At 42.2% G+C, this 23,871-nt stretch carries 22 protein-coding genes; 10 read left to right on the top strand and 12 right to left on the bottom strand.

The window, feature by feature from the left end:
- Nucleotide 1 precedes the first annotated feature (1 nt).
- From ABWV72_RS11490 to ABWV72_RS11450, 9 genes are all read right to left on the bottom strand, one after another.
- Entirely contained in the window at nucleotides 2–1,327 is a 1,326-nt protein-coding gene (locus ABWV72_RS11490; protein ID WP_342806144.1) for a zinc-binding metallopeptidase family protein, read from the bottom strand.
- Nucleotides 1,324–1,971: a cysteine hydrolase family protein gene (locus ABWV72_RS11485; protein ID WP_342806146.1), complete on the bottom strand. Its 648-nt coding sequence runs from the start codon at nucleotides 1,969–1,971 to the stop codon at nucleotides 1,324–1,326. Before ABWV72_RS11485 ends, ABWV72_RS11490 begins: the two co-directional genes overlap by 4 nt.
- Nucleotides 1,964–3,019: an LLM class flavin-dependent oxidoreductase gene (locus ABWV72_RS11480; RefSeq protein WP_216049375.1), complete on the bottom strand. Its 1,056-nt coding sequence runs from the start codon at nucleotides 3,017–3,019 to the stop codon at nucleotides 1,964–1,966. Before ABWV72_RS11480 ends, ABWV72_RS11485 begins: the two co-directional genes overlap by 8 nt.
- A 22-nt stretch (nucleotides 3,020–3,041) precedes the next feature.
- The gene (locus ABWV72_RS11475) at nucleotides 3,042–4,343 is read right to left on the bottom strand and encodes an MFS transporter (protein WP_342806149.1); all 1,302 of its coding nucleotides are present in this window, start codon (nucleotides 4,341–4,343) and stop codon (nucleotides 3,042–3,044) included.
- A 63-nt stretch (nucleotides 4,344–4,406) separates the two neighbouring features.
- Nucleotides 4,407–6,866, bottom strand: coding sequence for a TonB-dependent siderophore receptor (locus ABWV72_RS11470; RefSeq protein WP_353370642.1), 2,460 nt, complete (start codon nucleotides 6,864–6,866; stop codon nucleotides 4,407–4,409).
- Nucleotides 6,867–7,017: 151 nt separating this feature from the next.
- Complete coding sequence (locus ABWV72_RS11465) at nucleotides 7,018–9,387, bottom strand: acetamidase/formamidase family protein (RefSeq protein ID WP_216049372.1); 2,370 nt, start codon at nucleotides 9,385–9,387, stop codon at nucleotides 7,018–7,020.
- A 216-nt stretch (nucleotides 9,388–9,603) separates the two neighbouring features.
- Nucleotides 9,604–10,692 (bottom strand): acetamidase/formamidase family protein, encoded by a 1,089-nt coding sequence (locus ABWV72_RS11460; protein ID WP_353370640.1) that lies wholly within the window; start codon nucleotides 10,690–10,692, stop codon nucleotides 9,604–9,606.
- A gap of 117 nt (nucleotides 10,693–10,809) precedes the next feature.
- On the bottom strand, nucleotides 10,810–11,610 hold the full coding sequence (gene ygiD / locus ABWV72_RS11455) for a 4,5-DOPA-extradiol-dioxygenase (protein ID WP_216049370.1): 801 nt from the start codon (nucleotides 11,608–11,610) through the stop codon (nucleotides 10,810–10,812).
- Between the two features lie 86 nt (nucleotides 11,611–11,696).
- Nucleotides 11,697–12,899: an aromatic ring-hydroxylating oxygenase subunit alpha gene (locus ABWV72_RS11450; RefSeq protein ID WP_216049369.1), complete on the bottom strand. Its 1,203-nt coding sequence runs from the start codon at nucleotides 12,897–12,899 to the stop codon at nucleotides 11,697–11,699.
- Between the two features lie 355 nt (nucleotides 12,900–13,254).
- Between ABWV72_RS11450 and ABWV72_RS11445 the strand changes: the two genes are divergently transcribed.
- From ABWV72_RS11445 to mutM, 6 genes are all read left to right on the top strand, one after another.
- Entirely contained in the window at nucleotides 13,255–13,863 is a 609-nt protein-coding gene (locus tag ABWV72_RS11445; RefSeq protein WP_353370637.1) for an NAD(P)H-dependent oxidoreductase, read from the top strand.
- Nucleotides 13,864–13,894: 31 nt separating this feature from the next.
- Nucleotides 13,895–14,701, top strand: coding sequence for a TauD/TfdA dioxygenase family protein (locus ABWV72_RS11440; protein ID WP_353370635.1), 807 nt, complete (start codon nucleotides 13,895–13,897; stop codon nucleotides 14,699–14,701).
- A gap of 217 nt (nucleotides 14,702–14,918) precedes the next feature.
- Nucleotides 14,919–15,155 carry a 50S ribosomal protein L28 gene (gene rpmB, locus ABWV72_RS11435; protein ID WP_008845260.1) on the top strand — a complete coding sequence of 79 codons (237 nt, stop codon included), beginning with the start codon at nucleotides 14,919–14,921 and terminating at the stop codon, nucleotides 15,153–15,155.
- An 11-nt stretch (nucleotides 15,156–15,166) separates the two neighbouring features.
- A complete protein-coding gene (rpmG, locus tag ABWV72_RS11430; protein ID WP_216049366.1) occupies nucleotides 15,167–15,322 on the top strand; it encodes a 50S ribosomal protein L33 in 156 nt (51 codons plus the stop codon).
- Between the two features lie 137 nt (nucleotides 15,323–15,459).
- Nucleotides 15,460–15,918 carry a hypothetical protein gene (locus ABWV72_RS11425; RefSeq protein WP_216049365.1) on the top strand — a complete coding sequence of 153 codons (459 nt, stop codon included), beginning with the start codon at nucleotides 15,460–15,462 and terminating at the stop codon, nucleotides 15,916–15,918.
- Entirely contained in the window at nucleotides 15,918–16,730 is an 813-nt protein-coding gene (gene mutM, locus ABWV72_RS11420) for a bifunctional DNA-formamidopyrimidine glycosylase/DNA-(apurinic or apyrimidinic site) lyase (protein WP_353370632.1), read from the top strand. Before ABWV72_RS11425 ends, mutM begins: the two co-directional genes overlap by 1 nt.
- 164 nt (nucleotides 16,731–16,894) lie before the next feature.
- Here the strand turns inward: mutM and coaD are convergent, their stop codons facing one another.
- Nucleotides 16,895–17,383: a pantetheine-phosphate adenylyltransferase gene (gene coaD, locus ABWV72_RS11415; protein WP_216049363.1), complete on the bottom strand. Its 489-nt coding sequence runs from the start codon at nucleotides 17,381–17,383 to the stop codon at nucleotides 16,895–16,897.
- Between the two features lie 205 nt (nucleotides 17,384–17,588).
- Here coaD and ABWV72_RS11410 point away from each other — a divergent pair, with 205 nt between their 5' ends.
- From ABWV72_RS11410 to ABWV72_RS11400, 3 genes are read left to right on the top strand one after another with little or no spacing between them, the layout of a single operon-like run.
- Nucleotides 17,589–19,031, top strand: coding sequence for a capsule assembly Wzi family protein (locus tag ABWV72_RS11410; RefSeq protein ID WP_353370629.1), 1,443 nt, complete (start codon nucleotides 17,589–17,591; stop codon nucleotides 19,029–19,031).
- Between the two features lie 32 nt (nucleotides 19,032–19,063).
- Nucleotides 19,064–19,843 carry a glycosyltransferase family 2 protein gene (locus ABWV72_RS11405; RefSeq protein ID WP_252729304.1) on the top strand — a complete coding sequence of 260 codons (780 nt, stop codon included), beginning with the start codon at nucleotides 19,064–19,066 and terminating at the stop codon, nucleotides 19,841–19,843.
- Between the two features lie 5 nt (nucleotides 19,844–19,848).
- A complete protein-coding gene (locus ABWV72_RS11400; protein WP_353370627.1) occupies nucleotides 19,849–20,625 on the top strand; it encodes a glycosyltransferase family 2 protein in 777 nt (258 codons plus the stop codon).
- A 16-nt stretch (nucleotides 20,626–20,641) separates the two neighbouring features.
- On the opposite strand, the gene ABWV72_RS11395 is transcribed toward ABWV72_RS11400, so the two are convergent.
- Entirely contained in the window at nucleotides 20,642–21,358 is a 717-nt protein-coding gene (locus ABWV72_RS11395) for a 3-deoxy-D-manno-octulosonic acid kinase (RefSeq protein ID WP_353370625.1), read from the bottom strand.
- Nucleotides 21,359–21,441: 83 nt separating this feature from the next.
- Between ABWV72_RS11395 and ABWV72_RS11390 the strand changes: the two genes are divergently transcribed.
- On the top strand, nucleotides 21,442–22,482 hold the full coding sequence (locus ABWV72_RS11390; RefSeq protein ID WP_303500095.1) for a glycosyltransferase family 9 protein: 1,041 nt from the start codon (nucleotides 21,442–21,444) through the stop codon (nucleotides 22,480–22,482).
- Here the strand turns inward: ABWV72_RS11390 and ABWV72_RS11385 are convergent.
- Entirely contained in the window at nucleotides 22,470–23,789 is a 1,320-nt protein-coding gene (locus ABWV72_RS11385) for a 3-deoxy-D-manno-octulosonic acid transferase (RefSeq protein ID WP_353370622.1), read from the bottom strand. The two genes, ABWV72_RS11390 and ABWV72_RS11385, sit on opposite strands and share 13 nt — an antisense overlap.
- Nucleotides 23,790–23,871 lie beyond the last annotated feature (82 nt).

Here is a 23,871-nt window from a genome sequence, read left to right as displayed (position 1 = left end):
TTTAAGATTCACGTTTGCCACACACCGACAAAGCAGTTAATGCATAAATTAATGCACTGTCTACTAAATCTTGTGGAGTGGCGCGCCATCTGGGCATACCGGAAGTTACGGCCGGAATCCGCTGCATATTAAATACATTGTGGTCACGCCACATGCTTGAATAAGCGGGATGGGCAAGTTCAATTGGTTCATTTTTGGTTGCCTTAGTGGCGTCGCACAGCGACTTGACTAATGGCGCTACGGCTTGCGCATCTGCCTCGAAACCATTTCTAACAACCATTGGTTCTATGTCGTAATCATCAACATCTAAAGATGCCATTAGTTGCTTTAGTTGGTGGTATGGTTGCGCCGCTGTTTGTTGCGCAGTAAGGCCCACTTCGATATACACTGAGCAAACATCTGTACCGGCACCAAAGGTCAATGGCGAACCGGCTTTAATAGAATCAATTTGTACTTTAGGGACAGACACTCCACCTGTAGTCACATATTTATTTTCAGCTTCATATTGTTGTGACCAGCCATGTAAGGCATCAATCACAGCGCCTAATTTGTATATCGGATTTGGATGTTTGTTCGTTTCTACAGGAGCTTCCAATATTGGTGTAAATACCCCCTCGCCGAACAACTGAATACGATACAACGCATAACCATTTCCTTGCCATGTAACGCCCCAGTCACAACCTTCAGCAGCGATGGCATAATCTGCTATTACGCCTCCATGATGAAATAGGTAGTGTGCACCTATATCTTTGCCCATATAGTCCACGCCCTGCCATTGTTCCATTGGCTCAGGACCAATTTCTCCCGGGCAAGCCGTTAAATATAACTTACCCGCTAATTCGAAACCGGCTTGTTTTAATGCTTTAGCGGCAATTAAAAAACAACTCATAGGGCCGCGATCATTACTAATAGGAAAGCCGTGAAATTTACCATCTTCCAACCAACACTTGTTCCATTCGGGATTATCTAAGGTTTTTTGTGAAAATTTATGTTGATTTATATGCGGGTCATCGCTGGGGCTTTCGGTATCAAGATGGGCGGTAAACAACAAATTTTTACCAACACCTTTACCGCCATATTCACCGATGATGTTTTGGCGCTCTGGTGTCGCGCCACATTGACGGGCTTTGAAACCATTTGTTTGTAACCAGTCAAACACAAATTTACCCGATTCTGCTTCATAGCCAGATTGGCTAGGAATATTACCAAGGGTTAGCGCCAGTTCAGTTATTTCTTGGATGTCGATGGCGGCTTTAATTGCTGCAACATCTTCATCTGTAACAGAGTAATTTACTTGTGTATCAGATGGGTACAATGGGCTGGTCATGCTGCCTCCCAACGTTTAAGAATAGATTGGGTATCGCTTAGTAAAGCGAAGTTTATCGCCATCGCTCGCAGGCTAGCGTCGTGCAACTCTGGTTCGTATGCGCCGCAACCATCAGTCACAACAATGGCATGGTAATCATGGTGAAAAGCATCTCGAACGCTAGACTCAACACAACATTCAGTCGTAACGCCACAAAACACCAACGTATCTAACTGCTTTTGTGTTAACACCTCATCCAGTTGGGTATTAAAAAAAGCGCTATAACGTGTTTTATAAATTACCACATCACCGTCTTGAGGCTGAATACCATAAAAATCCATACCTGAGGTATCTGCACGGCAGATTGCGCTTTCTGCTTTAGCATCTCTGCCTTGTCTGGTCATCCATTCTTGCCAAGCAGGAGAGTCATCTTGTTCAGTGGTTTTTAAGCCAACAAAGATAACCGCGATACCCTTTGAACGAGCACTGGCAACTAGCTTTTGGATATTTTCAATAGCGGGTTGCAGCAAACTCATGTCCAGTCCAAACTGGCCTAAAAGGCCGTCTGGACTGGCGAAGTCGTTTTGCACATCGACGATGCACAACGCGGTTCGAGCAGGTGCTATCCAATCAGGCTGAAGCTCTGTTAAATCAGAATCAGCCATAATGGGCTCTTACCGCTGGTAAAATATCTTTGCCAAATTTGTGCAGCCCTTTTTCGTAATCATCAAAAATCACCATGACACCGTCCATTTCAGTGTTATCAATCATTTCGATAAGCTGCTTTTTCACTGACTCTACAGTGCCTACGATCTCGCGACTCATAAATGCACCTTGAGCACGAATTACCATGGCGTTATCTTTTAAAGCTGGGTCAATTCCGTAAGAACGCATCATGCCTTCAATTGCGCCTAGATCTTTACCCTCGCGATAATAGTCAGCTTTGGCTTGAGCTTCTTCTTCAGTGTCCTCAATGATAAGCGTTGCCATACAAAAACATTTCACTGGCGTATCAAGCTCATCGGCAATCTTGCGTGCCATACGAGTAATTTTTAAGGTTTCTTCATCGTCCTTTCCGCCCACGAAACATGCATCAGTATTTTTTACTGAAAAGCGCAAACCGCGTTCTGATTGGCCTGCACAAACCGTGAATGGTTTGTTTTGGGGTTTAGGCTGTGACACACAATCTTCAAACTTGAAGTATTTACCATCGTAATCCACATGATCTTCTTGCCAGAGTTTATGAACTAAGTCACTCCACTCTTGGGCATAAACATAACGTTCGTCATGGTCGATATCATCACGCCACGCGCCCATTTGGTTAAGCTCATCCCTGAAAGAACCTGAAACAATATTTAAACCGGCACGGCCACCGGAAATCTGGTCGAGGGTGCTCATCATTTTGGCTACCGCTCCAGGATTCATCATTAAAGTATGCACAGTGGCAATAATTTTGGCGTGATTAGTCGCTTCCGCTAACCCAGCCATCATGGTGATTGATTCTAATGACGTTCCCCAATGCTCAGTTTTACCGCCATAACCACGCCACTTTGCCATCGACATAATGAAATCCATTTTGTAACTGTCAGCAATCACTGCGGCAGTTTTATTTTGCTGATATGAAGCATCGAGAGTGGGGGTGTTTTCTGAAACAATCCAACCGCCATTTGCGATCGGTAAAAACACGCCAAATTCTTTAGTGTTGGTCGTCATATTATAAACTCCTGAATAACAACTATTTGCTGGCTACTTTAGCGGCAAGCATATTATTAATTGATGGGTCAGATGGGGGCGTTTCGGTTACTTTTTTCTGATTTAGTCTTGGCGGACGCATGAATGCAATGCCAACTAAAACCAGCATGGGCAATATACCAATCATTACGAAAGGCGGTACAAAGGTACCTGATACATCGCGCATACGACCACTAATTATTGGTGCTGCAGATGCGATAGTTGCACCAATGTTCATTAATGAAAATAGAGGTAAATAAGGTCCGGTTCCAAAGTATCTTACAAGTAAAACTGTGCAGGATAGGAAGGTAAGACCAAATCCAAAACCTATGGCAAAGGCGAAGAAACCTAAGGTCACTAATGTTTGACCAAAACTTAAGGCAAACATTCCGCCGGCCAATAGAAGTAGTGCAACTTGAAGCATTACTTTTGGATCAAAAAACTCACCGATAAAGCCGCCAACGACACGGGAAATAGCATTACAGAAAGCTTCTGCGGACAACAAAGTACTGGCTAAAGCGAAAGTGATTCCCACTTCAGTCATATGTGCTACCGAGAAGCTGTTGACTGTAATTCCCACAAATAACACTGTGGAATACGCTACGAGTAGTAAAATGTATTGAGGGGTGCGAACCGCTTGTTTAAATGTCCAAGTTTGTTCGGTTTCGTAAACCCGTTGTTTTTCGGTATCCACTTTTTCTTGTTTAGGAGGTGTTCTTAATCGATTGGCGTCCGTGAATAACAGCGATAGCAGCATTAGCCCTACTGAGATTACAATTGCTGCCAGCATAACCAGCCAATGCAGCCGCCAGTTTCCTAGCACATTGGTTGCCATCCAAACAACAATGGGTCCAACCACGCCACCTAGACCGCCTACGGTATAATAAAAACCGAAGGCCGTTGAACGTCTTTTGAAAAAGTGAGTGATGATATAAGTACCTGGTACTGAACCTACAAAGGTATATCCAGTGCCAGTGAGAATGCATCCTAAAAAGTAAGTTATAGGTTCCGTAGTTAAAAACAAAACAACAAAACCAACCGCCAATAGCAATACACCAATAATCAGCGTAGTGGCAACACCCCATCTTCTAATTGTCACTGTAGGTAAGTACCCACTTAGCCCGCAAGCCACACCCAGAAAAGTAAATCCTAGGCCTGCTGTGGTCCAATCCCAACCTAACTCAGTGACCATTGCTGGTAGAATAACGCCCAGTGAAGTAAAGGTTGCGGCGGTGACGACAAAAAAGCTTAAACTGAAGGTGCATAAAACAAACCATGCTTGTTTGTCAGCGCTTAACTTACCCATAATGATCCTCAAAGTGTGCAGTGTGAATACAACAATTTTTCAGCTGCACACAGATATTTCTATTTAAAAAGCGTAATTGACTGTTGCTCGCCATTCACGTCCCTTGCCTGGCAATACGGCCACGTCACCGTATAAATCCTGTAGTGATGTAAAGTAGGTTTCGTCAAATACATTATCTATATTCAACATCAACGACCAATCACCATAGTGAGCGAAGAACGAACCCTGCACAGTCAAATAGCTTGGATACTTAACAGAATTTTCTACCAAGCCGGAGGATTCTGATACGTATCTTACCCCCCAAGTTGAACCAATACTGTCAAAAACTCCTGCTTCACTGGCATAAGTCGCATAGATACTAGTGACTGCATCCGGTATGCGCGTATCTTCTAACTCTCCTAAGTAGTAGTCGCTACCCGTTGCTGCATACATGCTGCTAGCAAAGCTCAATGCTGCCACCGAGATGCCATAGTTATCGATATCGTTCAAGCCAATATCTCGCGGATTAACAATGTAATAACCGGCAAAGCCGTCAATGTATTCGGTTTTTTGTTTGTTACTGGTAATGCTAAAACTTAAATTTTCACTGGCTAGAATACGCAGTTCCAATTCAGCACCTTCACTTCGAGTGCGGCTAACGGTGCTTCCCCCGACAGTGCTCAACTCGGTTCTTTCTTGTCGATAGCCAGAGATAGAGCCGGTGACAATGCCTTCGAATAATTCGAGTTTAACACCGCCTTCGAGCAATTCGCCGTCAGATAACCACTCGCCATTCGCAATCAAGTCCGGTGATACGTCACCTGCTTGACTAAACTCGATGGCTGAAGATTCTGCGTAGCTTATATAAGGTCGAATACCCGACTCTAGGTCTAATAACAACATCGCACTGAAGGTAAACTCACCGTCTGTATCTTCAGCGTAGGTTTCCGTAGCGTAAGAATAGGTAGGATCGCCATTCTCAGTTGACTCCACGTCGTAGTAATCGTAACGACCACTTAATGACAAATTCCAAATATCCATCGCGGTTAAGTCGACCATCGCAAACGCAGAGTTATAGCTCCATTTTGATTGGGTATCTAAGTCCCAGAAAAAATCAGAGTTAAATGGAGAGCCAATAATGTCGTTTGGCATCGCACCTACAGAAATATCTCTGCGGTTGATGGCAATTTGACCACCATTATAGGATTCTTTTCTACGCGCATCATAATAACGGCTGCTTACACCTACGTTATAGGAACCTTGAATTGCGTCACTACTGCTGCCAAAGGCACTGATATATGAAACACGAAGCTCCGCTGTTTTGGCTAAATAATCTGCGGGGAACCCATAACTAACAAAACGTTGATTATCTAAGTAATCAGCAAATAGTTGCAGTTTTAGTTGGCTGTCATCGTCATAGGTCTTGATAAGATCGACAAATCCAGTAAAGGTTGATGTATCAGAAAAGTCGCTGTCACTTGTATACACATTGTGACGAGATAATTGTGTGGTGCCTACATTGCTATCTAAAGCTGCGACGTTCGCATCAGCATATAAATAAAAGTCTGGATAAGACGTCAATTTGGCAAAGTAGGTAGGATCTTGTGCAGATAGTTCCGCCCATTCCATTTGACCATTACCATTGGTATCCACTAAATCCGTATCACGGCCGGTAATATAAGTCCCATTATCAATTAATTCTTGGGTTACACGATTCCATCCAGGAGTTTGCACGTAGCCTTCGGCATTATATGCCATTAGGCCAGCAACTAATGTCCAGTTATTGCTTAACTCAAAGTCTGCAGTTACTTGCAGCATTTGATGCTCTGGCTCAATACCGTCGTAATAACTACCTGAATCTTCTATTTCAACATAGGTATAAATGCCGCCTTCTGCGTCACCCACATTAACAGGTACACCAAATTGGAAGCTTAAATTCTTTTTGTCGTATGAACCAAGGGTCAGTTGTACTTCACCAACCGTTTCTGGCAAGTAGCCTCCACTTTGACTTAATCTGGCTGTTTTCGGTTCAAGGTTAAGCAAGCCACCAATTTTACCTGGACCAAAATTAGCCGTAGGAGGACCTCGAAGAATATCAACTCTGGATGTTGAGCCGATTGGAGTTTGATAAGTACCGCGGTTTTCAATGCGTTTAAAGCCATGGAAATAGGTCTCTGCCAATGTTCCCCTCACATTTAAAGCACCCTCTACACCGTAGAAAGAAGCGGTAAATGTACCTGGAGCTACAGCAGTAAGATCATCTACAGTAGTTACCCCAAATGCCTTCAATGTTTCATCACTGACGAATGTTGCCGAACGAGGCGTTTCGAGTAATGACTTTTCGAAGCCGAACAATAAGCCGCTGGGTTGATTCTCAAGAAAGCCCGCAATATCTCTTTTTGCGACTACTGATACCACCTCGATAGAGTCTAAATTTTCTTCATTTTGTGTTGTTAACTCTTGTGCCATTAACTCAGTGCTAGCGCCATGCATCGCAACTACAGCTAACGAAACTGATTTAAAGAGCTTATTCAATTTGAACATAGTGTGAACCCTTCTGTTTTTATTTTCGTTTTTGCTGCTGGGTATTACACTAACAACTTACGTGTCATCACTTTTGTAGTTATCCGTCTAAGTACTTGACTATTTGTGTAACTCGACGCTTTATCCTTTTAACGTTGGTAAATTTATCAACCTAATCTGTGTTTTCAGCCAAATTCGTGAATATTCCTTTCGGGATAGCTGCATGCACTCCCCAATTACCATCAACCACCTGAGTCACGCCAAAGTCCACAGCAACAGACAATAACGAAATAGCTTCATCTTCACTTAGGTTTTGCGAATTCATTAAAAATCGACGCGCTTTTCTAAACGCGTCTCGCATAGCCAAGTCGATTGTTGATTGGTTATAAATTTCACTTTGGGCATTGCTGCCCAGTTCTTTTAAATAATTAGGGTGACTGAACCCTAAAACAACCCATTCATCGTCAGTTTCGATTAACGGGAAGTCCATATCAAAATATTGTCCGGGTAAGTCGGCTTGTTTGTGCAAAATAACCTGGAATTCTCCCGTTAATGAGCACTCTATCGCCGTTCCGCATAGCTCAGAGTCTCCTTGACTCGCATGAGGATCACCCACTGACAGTATACCTCCCTTAACGGCCACAGGTAAAAATACTCTGGAGCCTTTGCCTAAACGCCAATTGTCTAAATTGCCACCTTGATTAGATGGTGGAACAGAATCGACCAAGTCAGCATGATTAGGTGCTAACCCAATAGTACCAAAATGTGGCCTAAGAGGTATTTCTACATTTTGTAAAATGTCGAAGTTTTTTTGGGTCTTACTATGGTCAACTGGTACACCTGGATAATCTATGCGCTCATGGGTAACTCCAAATGGATCTGTTTGCGGTATCCAACGATAATTATACACAGCGTGCGCACAGCTGGGTTTGTCTGATTCGTCAATTTCGTAGATAGTAACCACTTCTCTAGGCTTAGGTTCAGTGAGCAAATCATTGTAATGAAATCCCCAGAAAGTAGCGGCGTTAGAGCCAAAACTGCGGCCTTTGAACTGGTCACTGTGATTGTGTCGAGTATGAATATCTAATATTCGTAGCTCGATTACATCTCCGGGCATGGCTTCATTTATGTATATGGGGCCAGTACAAACGTGAACTCCAAATCCTTCCCCCGCGCCTCGACCGTAAATGGAGGCATCCATGGGACCTGCACCTCTGCGATCAACATTTTTCTGTTTAGATGTCCATTTAAAAACACTCTCGGCACCGGGATCATCTTTTATCATCCGTTCATAGTCGTCGTAGGCGTGGTGGGTGAGGGTCTCTATTGTTACCTTTTCATGGGAATTCATATACAGCACTGGAGTCAGTTCACGGTCGAAAAAGCCCCAGTGAATAGTATCTTTATTGACTGGAATGTAATGATGAACCGAAGATGCTTTGTCTTGGGCTAATTTAAGCGCTTGCGACTGTTTGGCCATTGCCGCCACATCAACTTGAGGCTTATTGCCGGTGTCTTCGCGGTTTTCGGTGGTACTCACACCTATGGGGCGGCCTCTGCTCTGCTTTAATTCATGCTCTTTCGCGGCCTTCTGTTTAGAACGTTTACGATATTCTCTGGGAGACATTTTTACGTAATCACGAAAAGAACGACTAAAATAAGCTGAATCGTTAAATCCCCAGCGGAAACAAATTTCAGAAATAGATAATTGCGCATGCACTGGACTATCGAAGTCGTCTTTACAGCGCTCTAAACGCCGATTTCGAATGTAGCGGCTGAAGCTCTGATCTACCGATTCAAATAATTTCTGCAAGTATCGGGGAGACACTTTATGTTCGCTGGCTACTTCATTTAAGTTCAAATCTGGATTGGATAGTCGGACTTCTATACTTTGGCAAATTCGATGTAATAAAGCGGCTTTTACTCCAGCCGAACCGCCGAGAGAGCGGGTATCTGCTTCTGGAAATAGCGCTGCGATTAGAAATTCAGGAATAGCCATTTCTAGTGGACGTAGCTGATCTTCAGTCATTTTTTCCAAATTATTAGCCACTGAAACTAGCATCGCGGCTAATGTTTGAGCAGGACCTGAATGCCCCGGTAAATGCAGCATGTGTGAAGGAAGAGGAGCGATTAAACGTGCATTGAATGCGATATTTGGTACGGTCACGAATAATTGTCTGAAATCAGAATGTAAGGTAAGTGAGGTTTTGGAACCCATAGCGCCAAATACAATATCACCAGGTAAAACCTCAAAAGAGCGATTCCCCTCTCTAATTGTCATTCGCCCTTCGAGGGGGAAAGCAACCCAAACACCATTATTGGTATTTTCTTTTTTAGCAATAATATTCTGAGATGCCGAACTAATTCGAGTGAATTCAATCCCGTTAGGCGTGGTTAAATTATGCATCACAGCATAAAAATCCTCTAACTTGCCCTTATATTCACAAAATAAACCGAGTTTTTCTAACGCCCCCTGCCAACTAGGAAGTCGTTCAATTTTAGAATGGGCATCGGTGGAATATTCCCAACTTCGACTAAGCATAATTTTCTCTCTTCAAATTCTCGTGACTGCACGGATAGCAATTTGTATTTTTACGTAACGGATTGGTGTTACTAGGAAAACTTTTTCTTTAAGGTTAGGTAGCAAAGCAAGTTACATACCACAGCAGGGGAGTTGTGAAGCAAAGCATGAAATGAGAATGATTATAAAAAACGCACGCTCAAAGAGTATGCGTTCAGTGTGAGGATTCAACAGCCTTTAGTCTGAATCAGGCTCACCGGTGTCTACGATACTACGTGGTATTTTAACGTGAACACCCTGTACACTATCTACCACTTGAGTTACCCCGAAATCACTGGCAACACTCATCAAAGAGTAGGCGTCGTCGCGGCTCAAACCTCGATGTTCTGAAAGCAATTCAAGCATATCGATTGAGGCATTTTTCATAGCGACATTGAGATCTTCGTCAAAGCCATGTACCACAAAATAATTTGGTGTTTCTAACAGCGGGGAAGGGAATACAAAGTCTTTGCGCACAATGATTTGCATGGTGACATCCAATGAGGCTTCAATTGCAGTGCCACTGATTTCACCATCACCTTGTGATACGTGGGGGTCGCCAATAGAAAATAATCCACCTTCTACCTGCACCGGATAATACATGGTAGAACCTGCACCAATCCGCCAGTTATCAATGTTACCACCATGTTTACCAGGTGGAATAGTGCTCACTCTGCCACTGACATCCGGTGCCACTCCAGCAGTGCCTAAGTGAGGGCGAACAGGCACTCGGACGCCATTTAAAGTCGTTTCTCGTTCACATTCAGGACACTTAGTTATCGTTCCAGGCGTTAAATATTTTCCCTTAAAGTCATAAGCATAGTGACCATGAGCTTGCATACTCGCCATGTCTAAACGGTAAATGGTGACTCGTTCTTTTTGTTCGAATTCATCATATAAGTGTCCCCAGTTAGCTGCTAAGTTTGAACCATAAGAAAAGCGCGGACGCATCGACAAATAACGAACCTCTAGGATATCACCAGGTTGAGCACCTTCGACAAATATTGGTCCTGTCATTAGGTGGACACCAGGGTTTCTGTCTGCTTCTGGAATGCCGTCCCATATGGCTTTGAGACTATCATTCATCATCAAGTCAGGCGCATCGCCAGCATGATGGGTTATGGCTTCCGCCTGAATGATATCACCACTTTTCACCTTTAATGCTGGCGCTTCGGTTGCAGAAAAGTAACCCCAATGACAGTTTTCCACTGTGGCTTTTAAGGTGTGCATAGCGCTTGCTTGACAACGATCCTGTTCTGACAAATCGTCAGTTTTCAACAGTGACATAAACTCTCCTTTCAATTATTTAGTTTGTCTTAATGGAAATAGTATTTTTCCAGATTAAGGGCTGAGGAGGTTTATTACTTGACTGTTTACGCCAGCTTAGTTGTGTGAAATAACCTTTTAGCTAAATACTACCGTCGTCATATCTAATGAGCCGTATTCAACGTAAGCAGTTTCAAAGCGCAATTTATCGTCAGGCAAGCGTGCGCCCAATACATAAAGTATCGGCAAAAAGTGATCTGGACTCGGAACTGACTCATTGGCATCTGCACCAAGGGCAGTGTACTGCACTACCTTTTCGGGGGTATTCTCGACAATCGCAGTGCGCATCGCATCACCAAAACGTTTCGCCCAAGCATAGGTTCTATTGCGACCACCCCAATCCATGGCTGGTAAGTTGTGTACTATATTGCCACTTCCCATTATCAAGTATCCTTGCTGGCGAAGTTGGGCAAGCTTTTGACCTATTCTAAAATGAAACTCTGGTGTTTGTTGACGATTAATCGAGAGTTGCACTACGGGAATATTGGCTTTGGGGTAGACTTTAGCTAAGACGCACCAAGCGCCGTGGTCAAACCCCCAACTGTCATCCAGTGCTGCGCCTTCTTCAGATAAAATGGATACCAACTTTTCCGCTAATTCCGGTGATCCTGGGGCTGGATATTGCATTTCATACATGGCTGGTGGAAAGCCCCCAAAGTCGTGAATCGTGCGAGGTTTAAGCATCGAAGTAACGCCCACACCTTGAGTGTACCAATGGGCAGAAATACATATTATGCCTTTTGGGGCTGGGAACTCTTGCCCTAGACGTTGCCACATTCTTGTTGCTTCATTGTCTTCAAGAATGTTACCTGGACTGCCATGACCGAAAAAAATCGATGGCATGGTGTTCGTTGATTGATTATCAGATTGATTTTGCATGGATTTTACCTACCAAAAAGTCATATACCATTTGCATGGCATATGACGAAATTTATTTTTGCGTACTGTAGAAATTACGATATTAATTAAGCACTCTGTTTAATCGGAATGATCTGTTTAGACTTGTCCCAACAAGATTGATAACGCTCTACTAACCATTCATTTAATAGTTGTTGTGCCTTTTCTTGCCAAGAATAGCGGCCTCTGGGAGCGAATCTAGAGGTTAAGCCAACTTGTACTAATCTATCGACATGCAAGTCTTGCTCAGTAATTTCCATGGCAGCTTTCATATTAAAATCTATTTTGTCTTCAAACAAAGGATCTTTCATTGCTCCAGGAGCAACCAAGTAGCCAATGGTCATACTATGACTGTCAGCGGATTCTGCATGCAAGATTAAGTAAATAATCATGTCGCTAGTCATCACCAAAGATAGAGTTGGCGGCAAGTTGGCAAACACCGCTTGGTGGCGGTCTTCGTCAGTTAAATTAGGAAAAATTGGTAATATCGCTTTTTGCAGTGGATTAAAAGCTGCGTCAGGGTGATTGGTTCCATTTAATCTAACATAACCTGCTTCACCTGCAGGCATTTCTGGAAAAACTGACTTTTCGCTAGGAATAAAGTCGTGCAGGGGACCTTTGTGAAGTTTGGTTGCATGATATCCGTCATTATTGTTTTCCATCATCACTTTCCAGTTCCAGTTGTATTTCTCTGGCGTCATGGGTCTGGGGCCTTCGGCTTTTTCCAAGTCGTAATTTTTTAGATATTTAGTGACTTCGGTTAATCTTGATGCCAATGGCGCTGCATTTAGGTCAAAATTAACAAAAATAAAGCCTAACCAGACTTCAACTTTTAGTTTTGGCAATGCAATATCATCACGACTAAAGTCACAGGTCTTATTCATTGCAGGAGCTCCTGACAAAGTGCCATCTAAACGATAACCCCAGTGATGATAAGGACACAAGAAGGCCTGTGCGTTACCGTGGCCCTCAGCCACTAACATTGCTCTATGTTGACACACCGCCGACAAAGCATGAATTTCTTGGGTTCTATCTCTACATATAATCAAAGGTTCGTTGACGTGAGTGACAGTGAAAAAATCACCGACTTTGGGAATCAACGATTCACGCCCAACACACAGCCACTCGTGGTTAAATAAAGCTTCTTTTTCGAATTCAAAAAATGCTTGATCAGAATAACATTCTGGAGGTAACGTTTCCGCTTGCTCAACTTCTAATGTGGAGCTGGCCAAACTGGCAAAAAACTCTTCGTCGAATACTTTTTTCATCATGCGCTATTTCCCAATGCTATTTTTATACTTGTTTAGTATTTTTGTTGAAGAGAATATCGATACAGTCTCTTTGAAACAGAAACTGATTACTTCCCAAACTGGCTCTAGTATAAAAATTTCATAGCGGCGTATCTTGGACGTATCCGTCAAACAAGTTGTAAAAAGACGTCTTTTGGTTTGCTCTATTTCGGGGGGATGATGGTCCAATGCACCAGGCTTGTGCGCAACTGCACTGATGCAATGCGAAATTAGCGCAACTCTTTTGGCAAACACAATTTATCGGGCGTAAAAAATCAAGAACTTGTGGCATGGCTTGTTTAAATTTAACTTAAACATAGCTAATGAAGACGTAAATATGAAAATAGGTATTATCTGCGGTAGCCAGCGGGTTAAATCGCAAACCAGTAAAGTGGGTTTATATATTCAACAAACGTTAAACTCGCAAGATGTGAACACTTTTTTATTAGACTTAGGTAAACAGCCTCTGGCTAATTTCGATGATAGCTTTTGGTATGAAAAACAAGGTAGTTTACAAACAGCCTGGCAACCCATTGCTAAAGAATTACAAAGTTGCGATGGATTTATTGTTCTCACTCCTGATTGGCATGGAATGGTACCTAGTTGTTTAAAAAACTTTTTCCTATTCAGTAGCGCCGCAGAAATGGCCAATAAACCCGGTTTGATAGTCGCAATATCTGCTTCCGTCGGGGGATATTTACCGGTGGCAGAATTGCGCATTAGCAGTTACAAAAATAATAGAATTTGTTGGATACCTGATCATATTATCGTGCGCAACGTAAAGCTTTGTATGAATGATACAAATCCACCTGAAAACCAGGATGACATTTATATTCGCACTCGATTACAGCATTCTATTAATTTGTTAACTGAATATGCTAAGGCGTTGAGCGCAGTTAGAAATAGCCAAGTGGCAGATTACAAAACCTATCAATACGGTATGTAAGCACAATCGTATTCAACTTAAAGGTAATTACATGAGCAGCATCACTGTCACGCCAATGACAAAAAATATTGGGGCGATTATCGGAAATGTGGATTTAACTCAACCATTATCTGAACAACAGCGTGCGGATTTAAATCAAGCATTGATGGATCATCAAGTTATCTTCTTTCGTGGCCAACCATTGAGTCACGACCAACATCGAGAAGTCGGGCAAGTTTTTGGTGATCTTATTGTGCATCCAGGTGCACCAAGCATTGAAGGGTACAAAGATATTGTGGCGATACATGCAGATAAAGAGTCCAAATATGTGGCAGGCGATAATTGGCACTCTGACCTGAGTTGCAACCCAGAGCCTCCTATGGGCTCGATGTTGTATTTACATACTCTGCCATCAATTGGTGGCGATACGCTGTTCTCATCGATGTACGCAGCATACGATTCGTTATCTCCAGCCATGCAAGACTATTTAAGTGGACTCGAAGCCGAACATGACGCAAATCCTGTCTATCACAGTATCTATGGTGATTATGGTACAGCCTATCCATGTAGCCGCCATCCAATTGTAAGAACCCATCCGGTGACCGGAAGAAAAGGCATTTTTGTCAACGCTTCTTACACTACTCGAATTGTGGGTCTATCGAAAACCGAAAGCGATGGCATTCTTAAAATGTTATTTGAACTGGCAAAAGATCCCAATTTCCAAGTGCGTTTTAGCTGGCAGCCTCACTCAATTGCGTTATGGGATAATCGATGTACCCAACATTTTGCGGTTTGGGATTACTTCCCTGAAACGCGTTCTGGCTATCGAGTTACAATAGGCGGCGATAAACCATATTGAGTGGCAAAGCACCGGATATCCCATGTAACTAGGGTTGTAAGCTGGCTTGCAACTGAGTAAAGATAAGATCTTTTTCACACAAAAGCCTTGATCGTGGCGGTTATATGCTGTATAAAATGCGCCCTCTTGTCACTACCGCTATGCGTTTAGTGTGATTTATTGCTTTTCTTAAATATAGCGAAGCTAATTGTTAAAAGTTGTTTTGGAGACAAATACGATGTCCAGAGTATGTCAAGTAACTGGTAAGCGCCCAGCGGTAGGAAACAACCGCTCTCACGCGAAAAATGCGACCCGTCGTCGCTTTTTGCCAAATCTTCAAACCCACCGTTTTTGGGTTGAAAGTGAAAACCGTTTCGTTAAATTACGCCTAACGCCAAAAGGCATGCGTATCATCGATAAAAAAGGTATTGATTCAGTTCTTACTGATATCCGTGCCCGTGGCGAGAAAATTTAAGGAGCCCGACCATGCGTGATAAAATTAAATTAGTTTCTTCAGCGGGTACTGGCTACTACTACACCACTGACAAAAATAAACGTAACATGCCTGGCAAAATGGAGATCAAAAAGTTTGATCCTAAAATTCGCCAACACGTTATGTTCAAGGAAGCCAAAATCAAGTAAACCTGCTTGTTTTTGTCTCCCGAAAAACCCGGTTTATGCCGGGTTTTTTGCGTTATTTAACTATTTGTTCATAACTTTTGAATAATCGCTATAATTCATTCTTTATTGATTCTACTTATCCTCAATTCAGGTTAAAAATGCGTTTATCACGAAAAGCTTGGAACAATGTCATTATCATCAGCATGTTGTTAATGATTTTTTTATTCAACTCCACCAATAATATTCTCACCGGTGGGGATGATGGCGAGCTGCAAGCCAGCATGCTTCCAAGCGGTTCTAAATTGATGACTTTGCAAATGCCCATAGTGACCATGGAGCGAATTGGCCAAGGTTGGCGAGCTAGGCCATCTGAAAAAATCACCGAAGCGCAGATGTTAGCGATAGCGAAAAATTGGGAAACTGCAAAAATGACACCCTTTGAGGGTGATCTTCCGCAACAAATGCCAAAAATAGCCATTGCTTGGTTGGCAGGAGAAAATAGTGGTCGTGTATTTCAGCTTTACGAAGATGGTGATAATACCTTGGTGTTACATCAACAACAGTTATTTGAGATTCGCGATATACCCATTACAACATTGCTACTAGAGACTTATTAATGCCTGAGTTACCTGAAGTTGAAGTGAGCCGCCTAGGTATTTCTCCCCATATGATTGGCAAGACCATTAGCCAAGTCGTTGTTCGTCATAAACAACTTCGTTGGCCGATACCCGATGAAGTGCATTTAACTCATGGCTTGGTAATCGAAAATATTCGCCGTCGTGCTAAGTACCTGTTAATTGATACTCATGCAGGCAGCATAATTCTGCATTTAGGAATGTCAGGGCGGTTGCGGGTTATTCCTACTAATACACCCTTGCAAAAGCATGATCATGTAGATATTCAATTAACTGATGGATTGTGTTTACGTCTCAATGATGCCCGTCGATTTGGCGCGTGTTTATGGTTAGATAAGCAGCAAGAGTCTCATGCATTATTTAGTAATCTTGGACCTGAGCCACTCACCGATGACTTTGACGCTCAGCGGCTTGTTGATATGTCACGGGGAAAGCTGGTGCCTGTGAAGAGCTTTATCATGGATAACAAAGTTGTTGTTGGGGTGGGAAATATTTATGCAAATGAATCATTATTTTTGGCTGGAATAGATCCGCGGCGTCAGGCGGGGAAAGTCAGTAAAAAGCGTTATTTTGCGTTAACCCCCATTATTAAAGACGTTTTGTCCAAGGCCATTGAACAAGGTGGAACTACCTTGAAAGATTTCGCCCAAGCCGACGGTAATCCTGGGTACTTTGCCCAAGAATTACGGGTTTATGGTCGCGCTAAACAACCATGTGTGAGTTGTGAAACGCCACTCAAATCAGTGGTTATCGGGCAACGTAATACCTTCTATTGCCCCACCTGCCAGCGTTAAGTTGTAGCATGGCCTTTAGGCCATGGAAGGTCGCACGATTGCACGGGGTTAAAACACCCGCCTACAAGAGACATTTCTCATGTAGCATGGCCTTTAGGCCATGGATTGTTGACAAAAATGGACAAGGTTAGAGCGGCGGGGCTAACGCATCCGCCTACAATCTATTAAGCGTCTTTGTGGAACTTTTCAGTCAAGGCTTTTTGCACAACGGGATGACAAAAGCCATCCACTTTACCGCGATGTTTAGCCACTTCTTTGACTAATGTTGAAGAGATAAATGAATTTTCTTCGGCGGGTGTTAAAAATACACTTTCTAACTTTGGATTTAACCGTCTATTCATGTTTGCTAACTGGAATTCATATTCAAAATCTGAAACTGCTCGCAAACCACGGATTAAAATCGATGTATCTAAACTATCCGCAAAATCTGCCAAAAGCCCAGTGAAGCCGACAACATTCACGTTTTCCAAGTGAGATGTAACTTGCTTTATTAAATCAACTCGCTCTTCTAAGGTAAAAAGAGGTTCTTTACTTGGATTCGCAGCAATAGCCACTGTCACCGTTGAGAACATTCTCGCGGCTCTTTCAATTAGGTCAGCGTGGCCATTAGTGATAGGATCGAATGTGCCTGGATAAATGGCTTTTGTGTGCATATTAACAACTCAATGAAGTTCAATAATTAAAGCACACAGCTTATAATAGACCTAAGCATAAATCCAAGGGTGAATAGCCCTAACTCATCATCAGAGTTTATGATGAGTATTCATCAACTAACAGAATATACCGGTGATTTTTCACTTATTAGTTTTGTTGGTACTTAACTGGCGTTAAGGTTACTTATATTATGGAGCGTTTTTAGTGCCTAAGTGCATTCAGTTTTGCTTATTGTTTTTAATTTTTTCTGGACAGAGTTCCGCATCTCCTTGGGTTGGTACCACAGATCCGCAATTGCATTATGATGTACAAATACTCAGTGAATTTGGTTATTTAGATAGCGTTACCACGACTTTCCCTATTCCTTGGAAAGGCATCTCGGAGCAGCTATCGCAGCTTGATACTGCCTTTATGCATCCGTCTGCAGCCATCGCAGCGAATCGCTTAAAACACTATTTAGTGCTGCAAAAGCATAAAGATACATTTTCGTCGGTGACCGCATACGGTGCGACTGAACGCACCCGTTATGCCAGTTTTGATGGTCAGCAGGGGGAAAAGGGACGTCTCAATATTAATTCTGAAACGCGAGTAGGAAGATTGGCTGGGAAACTATCAGTCAATTTTGAGCCTAATGGCGAGCAGAATTTAGATCAAAGTTATTTGGCATACCAACTTGGTGATTGGAATCTTCGTTTAGGCTCTATCGATCAGTGGTGGGGACCATCTCACGGCAATAGCTTAATATTATCCAACAATGCACGTCCAATACCCACATTGGCATTATCTCGCTCTCGAACCTCAAAGTCTGATTCTAACTGGTTGTCATTCTTGGGCCCTTGGTACGCCACAGCGCAGGTTGGACAGTTAGAAGATAGCCGTGATGTACCCGATGCAAAAATATGGGCTAGCCGCTTTACCTCCCGTCCCATTCCAGGACTAGAAGTCGGCCTTTCTTGGTTAGCTGTATGGGGTGGTGATGGCCAACCAGACCGAATGAATGACTTTTTCAGAGTGCTTACTTTTCAAAAACGTTGTTCTGATGGTGCTGATGAATGTGAGCCATCTATGGAAACTCATATCGGCAGTCATTTAGCAGGTCTTGATGCTAAATACACATTTCGCGTTCTACAACATCCAGTCAGTATCTACGGTCAATATGTAGATGAAGGAGACTCCAGTGAATTTAACGTCAGTAACCAAGCTCGCAGTGTTGGTATATCTAGTTACCTGTGGGATGCAAAAGTCTACCTAGAAAATAGCGATACCAACGTATCTTGCGACGACGCCATTGTAGACGTAACCCATTGCTATTATGAAAGTGGCACCTATTCCTCTGGGTATCGTTATTACACCCGAGAACTGGGCGAAGATCGTCAAACCGATGCACGTATGACATCCTTAGGTATTCTAAAACACTTTACCGATGGTGATGTGTTCGAAGCCGCCATTCGTTATATTAAAATTGACGATGCTGATGTAGAGCAAGTCGGACTTACTGAAAAAATTACTCAGCTAAGCGGATATTATCAAACTGTGTGGGGACACTGGCAAGTCAAGCTAGGCGCTGTTCTTGATGCAAGTAAGGTGAATCAGCAGGACTCTGAAAACGACTTTACAGTTTTTTCTGAAATTAAATACAGCCTGTAACTATTAGAAATTCGAATGAATAAGAGCCGCCAATGACTAGACGCAAAATATCCTGTTTCATGATCGTATGTAATGAAGCTGACAGAATTGAAGCAAGTTTAAAGCCCCTAGCGGGTTGGGTTGACCAACTGGTAGTGCTCGATTCTGGCAGTACAGATAACACAGTAGAGCTGGTCAAAAAATACACGGACAAGGTTTATCAGACCGATTGGCCTGGATTTGGCGCACAGCGTAATCGTGCTCTTACCTATTGTGAACATGATTGGGTGCTGAATATTGATGCTGATGAGGTTATTACCGAAGAGCTCAAACAAGAAATTGATGATGTGCTAAGCGAACCTAACCTAGATGCTACTTTTATCAAATTTCCTTGGCACACCTTTTTATTCGGCAAAACCCTCAAACACGGTCGTTATGCATCGCCGCAAGGTAAGCTATTTCTCAAAGAGGGCGCTAATTTCAAACATCGAAGTGTACATGAATCTTTAGAAATGCCGGTAGAAAAAGTCCGCATATTGAAATCGCCGTTACTTCATTATAGTTGGCGAGATTATTATCATGTTCAAGAAAAACACCTGAAATATGCGGTTTTAGGTGCCGGTGATAAAGCTAAGAAAAATAAAAAATCGTCTTTGAGCTTTGCTGTACTGCGATTCTTTGTCGACTTCATTCAGCAATATATTTTTCGATTGGGTTTTTTGGACGGAAAACGTGGATTTTTAATGGCGATAATTTTAGGGCAGTATGCTTTTCATAAATACGCCGCTTTGTGGGCAGTCAATCAACAACCTGACTCAACCGAAGAAGATTAATCGTCATGTCTCATACACCCATTAGCGTTTTTATTATTACCCTCAACGAAGAAAAGTACCTTAACCAAGTGTTAGAGAACCTTCGAAATTTTGATGAGATTATACTTGTCGATTCAGGCAGTACTGACAATACGGTTGAAATCGCTAAACAATATGGTGCCAAAGTGTATCACCAAGATTGGTTGGGGTTTGCTAAACAAAAGTCCTACGCAATGTCTTTATGCCGTAACGACTGGGTACTAAATGTTGATGGTGATGAGATTCTTAGCTCTGAATTTGTTAGTCGGATTCAATCGGTAGTGGATGAAAAAAGTGCGGATGCCTATCGATTGTATTTTGAAGATATATTTTGGCAATTACCAATGTCCGCCAATTCGAAAAAACGCTCTATCGTTAGGCTCTACAACAAACATAAAGTCCAATTTCCAACTGATCGCTTAGTGCATGAAAACGTAAAGGTAAGTAAAAGCGCGAAACAACAAGATATGTCAGGTTTGGTCATACATTATGGATATCAAAGCACTGAAGTGCTCATGGAAAAGCAGAATAAATACTCTTCTTTGAAAGCCCAAGAAAAGTTTAATAAAGGCAAAAAGCCTTCTTGGCTAAAATTGTTTTTGGTGTTCCCTCTGATGTTTGTAAAAGCTTATTTTATTGAACGAATGTTTCTTTCCGGTCGTCGAGGGCTCGTTCATGCCTATATTTCAGCAATGTATGGCTTTTTAAAAGAAGCGAAATTACACGAATTGCATTTTGTGAATAAAAATAACAGGAAGAAGTAAGCGAGTGATTGTGAAATTAGTGATTTTTATAGCCGGCTTGCAAAAATAGCCAATCGCTTTGTTGAAAGTTGTAATTATCGATTTTATTTGTCTCTTTATTAAGCGATCTCAGAAGTCGTTCTAAATTACTCTGTTTCCACGACTCCCCGGCTTTTTCTGCGCACTTATCGAAATCAATCAACCAGATTTTACCAGCATCATCGAGCATGATGTTGTGGATATTTAAGTCGTGATGATAAATCTGTTGCTGGTGGAATTGAGCAATGGTTTCACCGATGTTTTTCCATTCTTGTTCAGATAACGCCCGATTTTGCAAAACATGATGAATATCTTGGGCATTTGCAATTTTAACAGTGAGCAAATCGGCTTGATAATAGATGCACTTTTTAATAATGCGATAGGCAACCGGAGTGGGGGCAGGCAAACCCATAGCGTTCATCTTTGCCAATAAATTATATTCTCGAAATGCGCGAGTAGACTCAAGGCCTAAATATAAATATTGATCGCTGAGCAATTTACCAATCAAACCACCACGACGGTAATGCCTGAGCACCAATTCATGTTGTTCGGTTTGAATAAAGTGTGTTGTACCGCGACCAACTGCTGAGCCGATAATCGCATTTTTTTGCTGCCAAAATATTGGTGAAAAGTAATCAGACTGACAATTAGGCAAAAAACACGGATCAAAGTAGATTATTTCTCCTATTTTATTGGTTTGCTCTGTATCTGTCATATAAATTCTGATTCGCCCTTGTGTAATGGTATGAATTGTAATGAAATTGGACACATATTACAGCAGCAATCGAACCTACTATTGTGAATGTCCAAAAACTCTGTCTTCTGCGTCTATCAGCGATTGGTGATGTTTGCCATGCCGCAGCTATGGTAGACCGAATTGTTAAACATGCTCCTAACATCCAAATTACTTGGATCATTGGCAAGATTGAGTATCAATTATTGAAAGGTATGCCAAATGTACGTTTCATCATTTTTGATAAAAAAATGGGAAAAGATGCCTATGTCAAACTCAAAGATGATTTGAATGGAGAAAAGTTTGATGCCTTGTTTTTAATGCAGGTGGCATTTCGTGCCAACTGGGCGGCGAGATTAATCAATGCTACAACGAAAATTGGCTTTGATTGGGCTCGAAGCAAAGAATTACATTGGTTATTTGCTAATCGGCGCATAGCCGCACAGCAGCACGCCCATGTTTTAGAGGGCTTTATGGGGTTTGCTGATAGCATAAATGTGCCTTCACCTAACAACGTGAGTTGGTCCATTCCACTTGCTGATGACGAGCAAAAGTTGGCTAAAGATCTGCAAGCAGAGCTTAAATCCTATGTGGTAATCAGCCCCGCTGCTAGTAAAGCGGAAAGAAACTGGTTACCGGAGCGATATGCGAGCATAGCGGATTATTTAACTGAAAAAGGGATTAACGTTGTTTTGTGCGGAGGTCCAGCTGATTTAGATAAAAGTTTAGGTCAGCAAATTGAAACTCATAGTAAGCATAAAGTTACAAATTTGATTGGTAAAACCTCGCTAAAACAAATGCTAGCAGTGCTTAAGTTCGCGAAATTTGTGATTGCTCCTGATACTGGGCCAGCCCATATGGCGACTACTGTTGGCACTGACGTAATTGGCCTGTATGCACACAGTAATCCTCGCCGGACGGGGCCATATTTAAGTTTGCAATATGTGGTTTCAGTTTACGACCAGGTTATTTTGCAACAAACCGGTAAAACTTGGCAGCAGCTTCCTTGGGGAACCCGGGCAAAAGGTCAAGATTTGATGAAGTTAATTGAAGTGGAAAAGGTTGTTGAGCAAATTGACAGGCTGTTATCTGCTCAAGGCCGATGAGTATTTATTAGTTCAATGGTTTTTTGCAGCGCTCCTCTATTGGATTTTATAACATCGTAACCCTTCTGGCCGGCGGAAATACGCGCTTTATCGTCAACAAGCCAATGACTAACTAAATCAACAATATCTTGGCTAGTAGTGACTAAGAATAGATTACCGCTTTGTTTTAAAGATTCACATATAGCAGGGTTATTGTGAATGTGGTTTCCCATCATTGTGGGGATTGCAGCCACTGCCGCTTCCAGTGGATTGTGTCCGCCTTTCGCTGCAATGCTACCACCGATGAACGCAAAATCAGCATAATGATATAGGTCGGTTAAAACACCCATTTGGTCAACTAAAACAATGTCGGTATGGCGCACACTCTTGTTTGTTTGAGACGTTCTGGAGACGCTTAATCCAGAGCCGCTGAGCAACTCATAAACTTTATCAAAACGCTGAGGATGGCGCGGAACTATCATTAACAGTAATTCAGGAAACTGTTTGATAAGAGACTTAGTGGCTTCAACTAAAATTTGCTCTTCTGGATCGTGGGTACTTCCAGCAATAAGTATTTTTCGCTTTTCATGCTTAAATTTCGTGACTAAGGGTTCAGCTGCACCACTAATAGTATTTTCCAATTCAAATTTAATATTGCCGGTAATCGTCAGTTTATCTGCGGGGATGCCCAGGCTAAGGTAATTTCGGTAATCTCTTTCTGATTGGGCACAAACGTGTTTGATGGATTGCATCATTGGACTGATCAACGCAGCCATTTTTTGATATCCGCGAACAGAGCGATCGGTCATTCTGCCGTTGACCAAAATTACCGGAATTTGACCTTTCACACATTGCCTTATCATATTCGGCCACAATTCAACTTCTACCACCAAAACTTGTTTTGGACGAATTTTGTTTAACATTCGTTTCATCATCCATCCCAAATCAAAAGGTAAATATAAATGCTGCACTTTCTCACCTAAAAGATTTTTCACATTAGCTGCCCCTGTAGGGGTAGTGGTCGTGACTGTTACGTTTAGGTTTGGATCTTCGCGAAATAATTTTTCAATTAAACTAGCAGCTACAGCGACTTCGCCCACTGAAACACAGTGAATTAATATCTCCGATCCCTTTACAGCTTTGGTGTAAATCGAGAAACGGTTTAAACGATGTAAATTAAATTGTTTTTTGCGCAAACTAAAATTGACTAACCAATGTATAAATAAAATAGGAATAACCAACGATAAAGTTAATGAGTACAGCCAGCGGCTACAAACTAGCTTCGTAGAATTTAAAAATGAAGACTGTTGAGAGGGTGATTGAGTCATGCTGGTAATTATTATACTCTGTCGGCATATGATTAGTAAAAGTCGAATAATCGCGTTTAAAGGTCGTTTTTTAGCCAAAGTG

It is taken from the genome of Aliiglaciecola sp. NS0011-25 (assembly GCF_040370605.1).
Taxonomy (GTDB): Bacteria; Pseudomonadota; Gammaproteobacteria; order Enterobacterales; family Alteromonadaceae; genus Aliiglaciecola; species Aliiglaciecola lipolytica_A.
The sequence above is the reverse complement of the archived record's forward strand: the minus strand, read 5'-3'. Positions and strand labels throughout refer to the sequence as shown.

Excerpts from the sequence above, each read along its gene's own strand:
- ABWV72_RS11490 (WP_342806144.1), bottom strand. The coding sequence starts at position 1,327 with ATGACCAGCCCATTGTACCCATCTGATACACAAGTAAATTACTCTGTT.
- rpmB (WP_008845260.1), top strand. The coding sequence starts at position 14,919 with ATGTCCAGAGTATGTCAAGTAACTGGTAAGCGCCCAGCGGTAGGAAAC.
- ABWV72_RS11460 (WP_353370640.1), bottom strand. The coding sequence starts at position 10,692 with ATGTCACTGTTGAAAACTGACGATTTGTCAGAACAGGATCGTTGTCAA.
- ABWV72_RS11450 (WP_216049369.1), bottom strand. The coding sequence starts at position 12,899 with ATGATGAAAAAAGTATTCGACGAAGAGTTTTTTGCCAGTTTGGCCAGC.
- ABWV72_RS11385 (WP_353370622.1), bottom strand. The coding sequence starts at position 23,789 with ATGACTCAATCACCCTCTCAACAGTCTTCATTTTTAAATTCTACGAAG.
- ABWV72_RS11470 (WP_353370642.1), bottom strand. The coding sequence starts at position 6,866 with ATGTTCAAATTGAATAAGCTCTTTAAATCAGTTTCGTTAGCTGTAGTT.
- ABWV72_RS11465 (WP_216049372.1), bottom strand. The coding sequence starts at position 9,387 with ATGCTTAGTCGAAGTTGGGAATATTCCACCGATGCCCATTCTAAAATT.
- ABWV72_RS11405 (WP_252729304.1), top strand. The coding sequence starts at position 19,064 with ATGACTAGACGCAAAATATCCTGTTTCATGATCGTATGTAATGAAGCT.
- ABWV72_RS11480 (WP_216049375.1), bottom strand. The coding sequence starts at position 3,019 with ATGACGACCAACACTAAAGAATTTGGCGTGTTTTTACCGATCGCAAAT.
- ABWV72_RS11440 (WP_353370635.1), top strand. The coding sequence starts at position 13,895 with ATGAGCAGCATCACTGTCACGCCAATGACAAAAAATATTGGGGCGATT.
- mutM (WP_353370632.1), top strand. The coding sequence starts at position 15,918 with ATGCCTGAGTTACCTGAAGTTGAAGTGAGCCGCCTAGGTATTTCTCCC.
- ABWV72_RS11395 (WP_353370625.1), bottom strand. The coding sequence starts at position 21,358 with ATGACAGATACAGAGCAAACCAATAAAATAGGAGAAATAATCTACTTT.
- ABWV72_RS11485 (WP_342806146.1), bottom strand. The coding sequence starts at position 1,971 with ATGGCTGATTCTGATTTAACAGAGCTTCAGCCTGATTGGATAGCACCT.
- ABWV72_RS11445 (WP_353370637.1), top strand. The coding sequence starts at position 13,255 with ATGAAAATAGGTATTATCTGCGGTAGCCAGCGGGTTAAATCGCAAACC.
- ABWV72_RS11425 (WP_216049365.1), top strand. The coding sequence starts at position 15,460 with ATGCGTTTATCACGAAAAGCTTGGAACAATGTCATTATCATCAGCATG.
- ABWV72_RS11400 (WP_353370627.1), top strand. The coding sequence starts at position 19,849 with ATGTCTCATACACCCATTAGCGTTTTTATTATTACCCTCAACGAAGAA.
- ABWV72_RS11475 (WP_342806149.1), bottom strand. The coding sequence starts at position 4,343 with ATGGGTAAGTTAAGCGCTGACAAACAAGCATGGTTTGTTTTATGCACC.
- ygiD (WP_216049370.1), bottom strand. The coding sequence starts at position 11,610 with ATGCAAAATCAATCTGATAATCAATCAACGAACACCATGCCATCGATT.
- coaD (WP_216049363.1), bottom strand. The coding sequence starts at position 17,383 with ATGCACACAAAAGCCATTTATCCAGGCACATTCGATCCTATCACTAAT.
- rpmG (WP_216049366.1), top strand. The coding sequence starts at position 15,167 with ATGCGTGATAAAATTAAATTAGTTTCTTCAGCGGGTACTGGCTACTAC.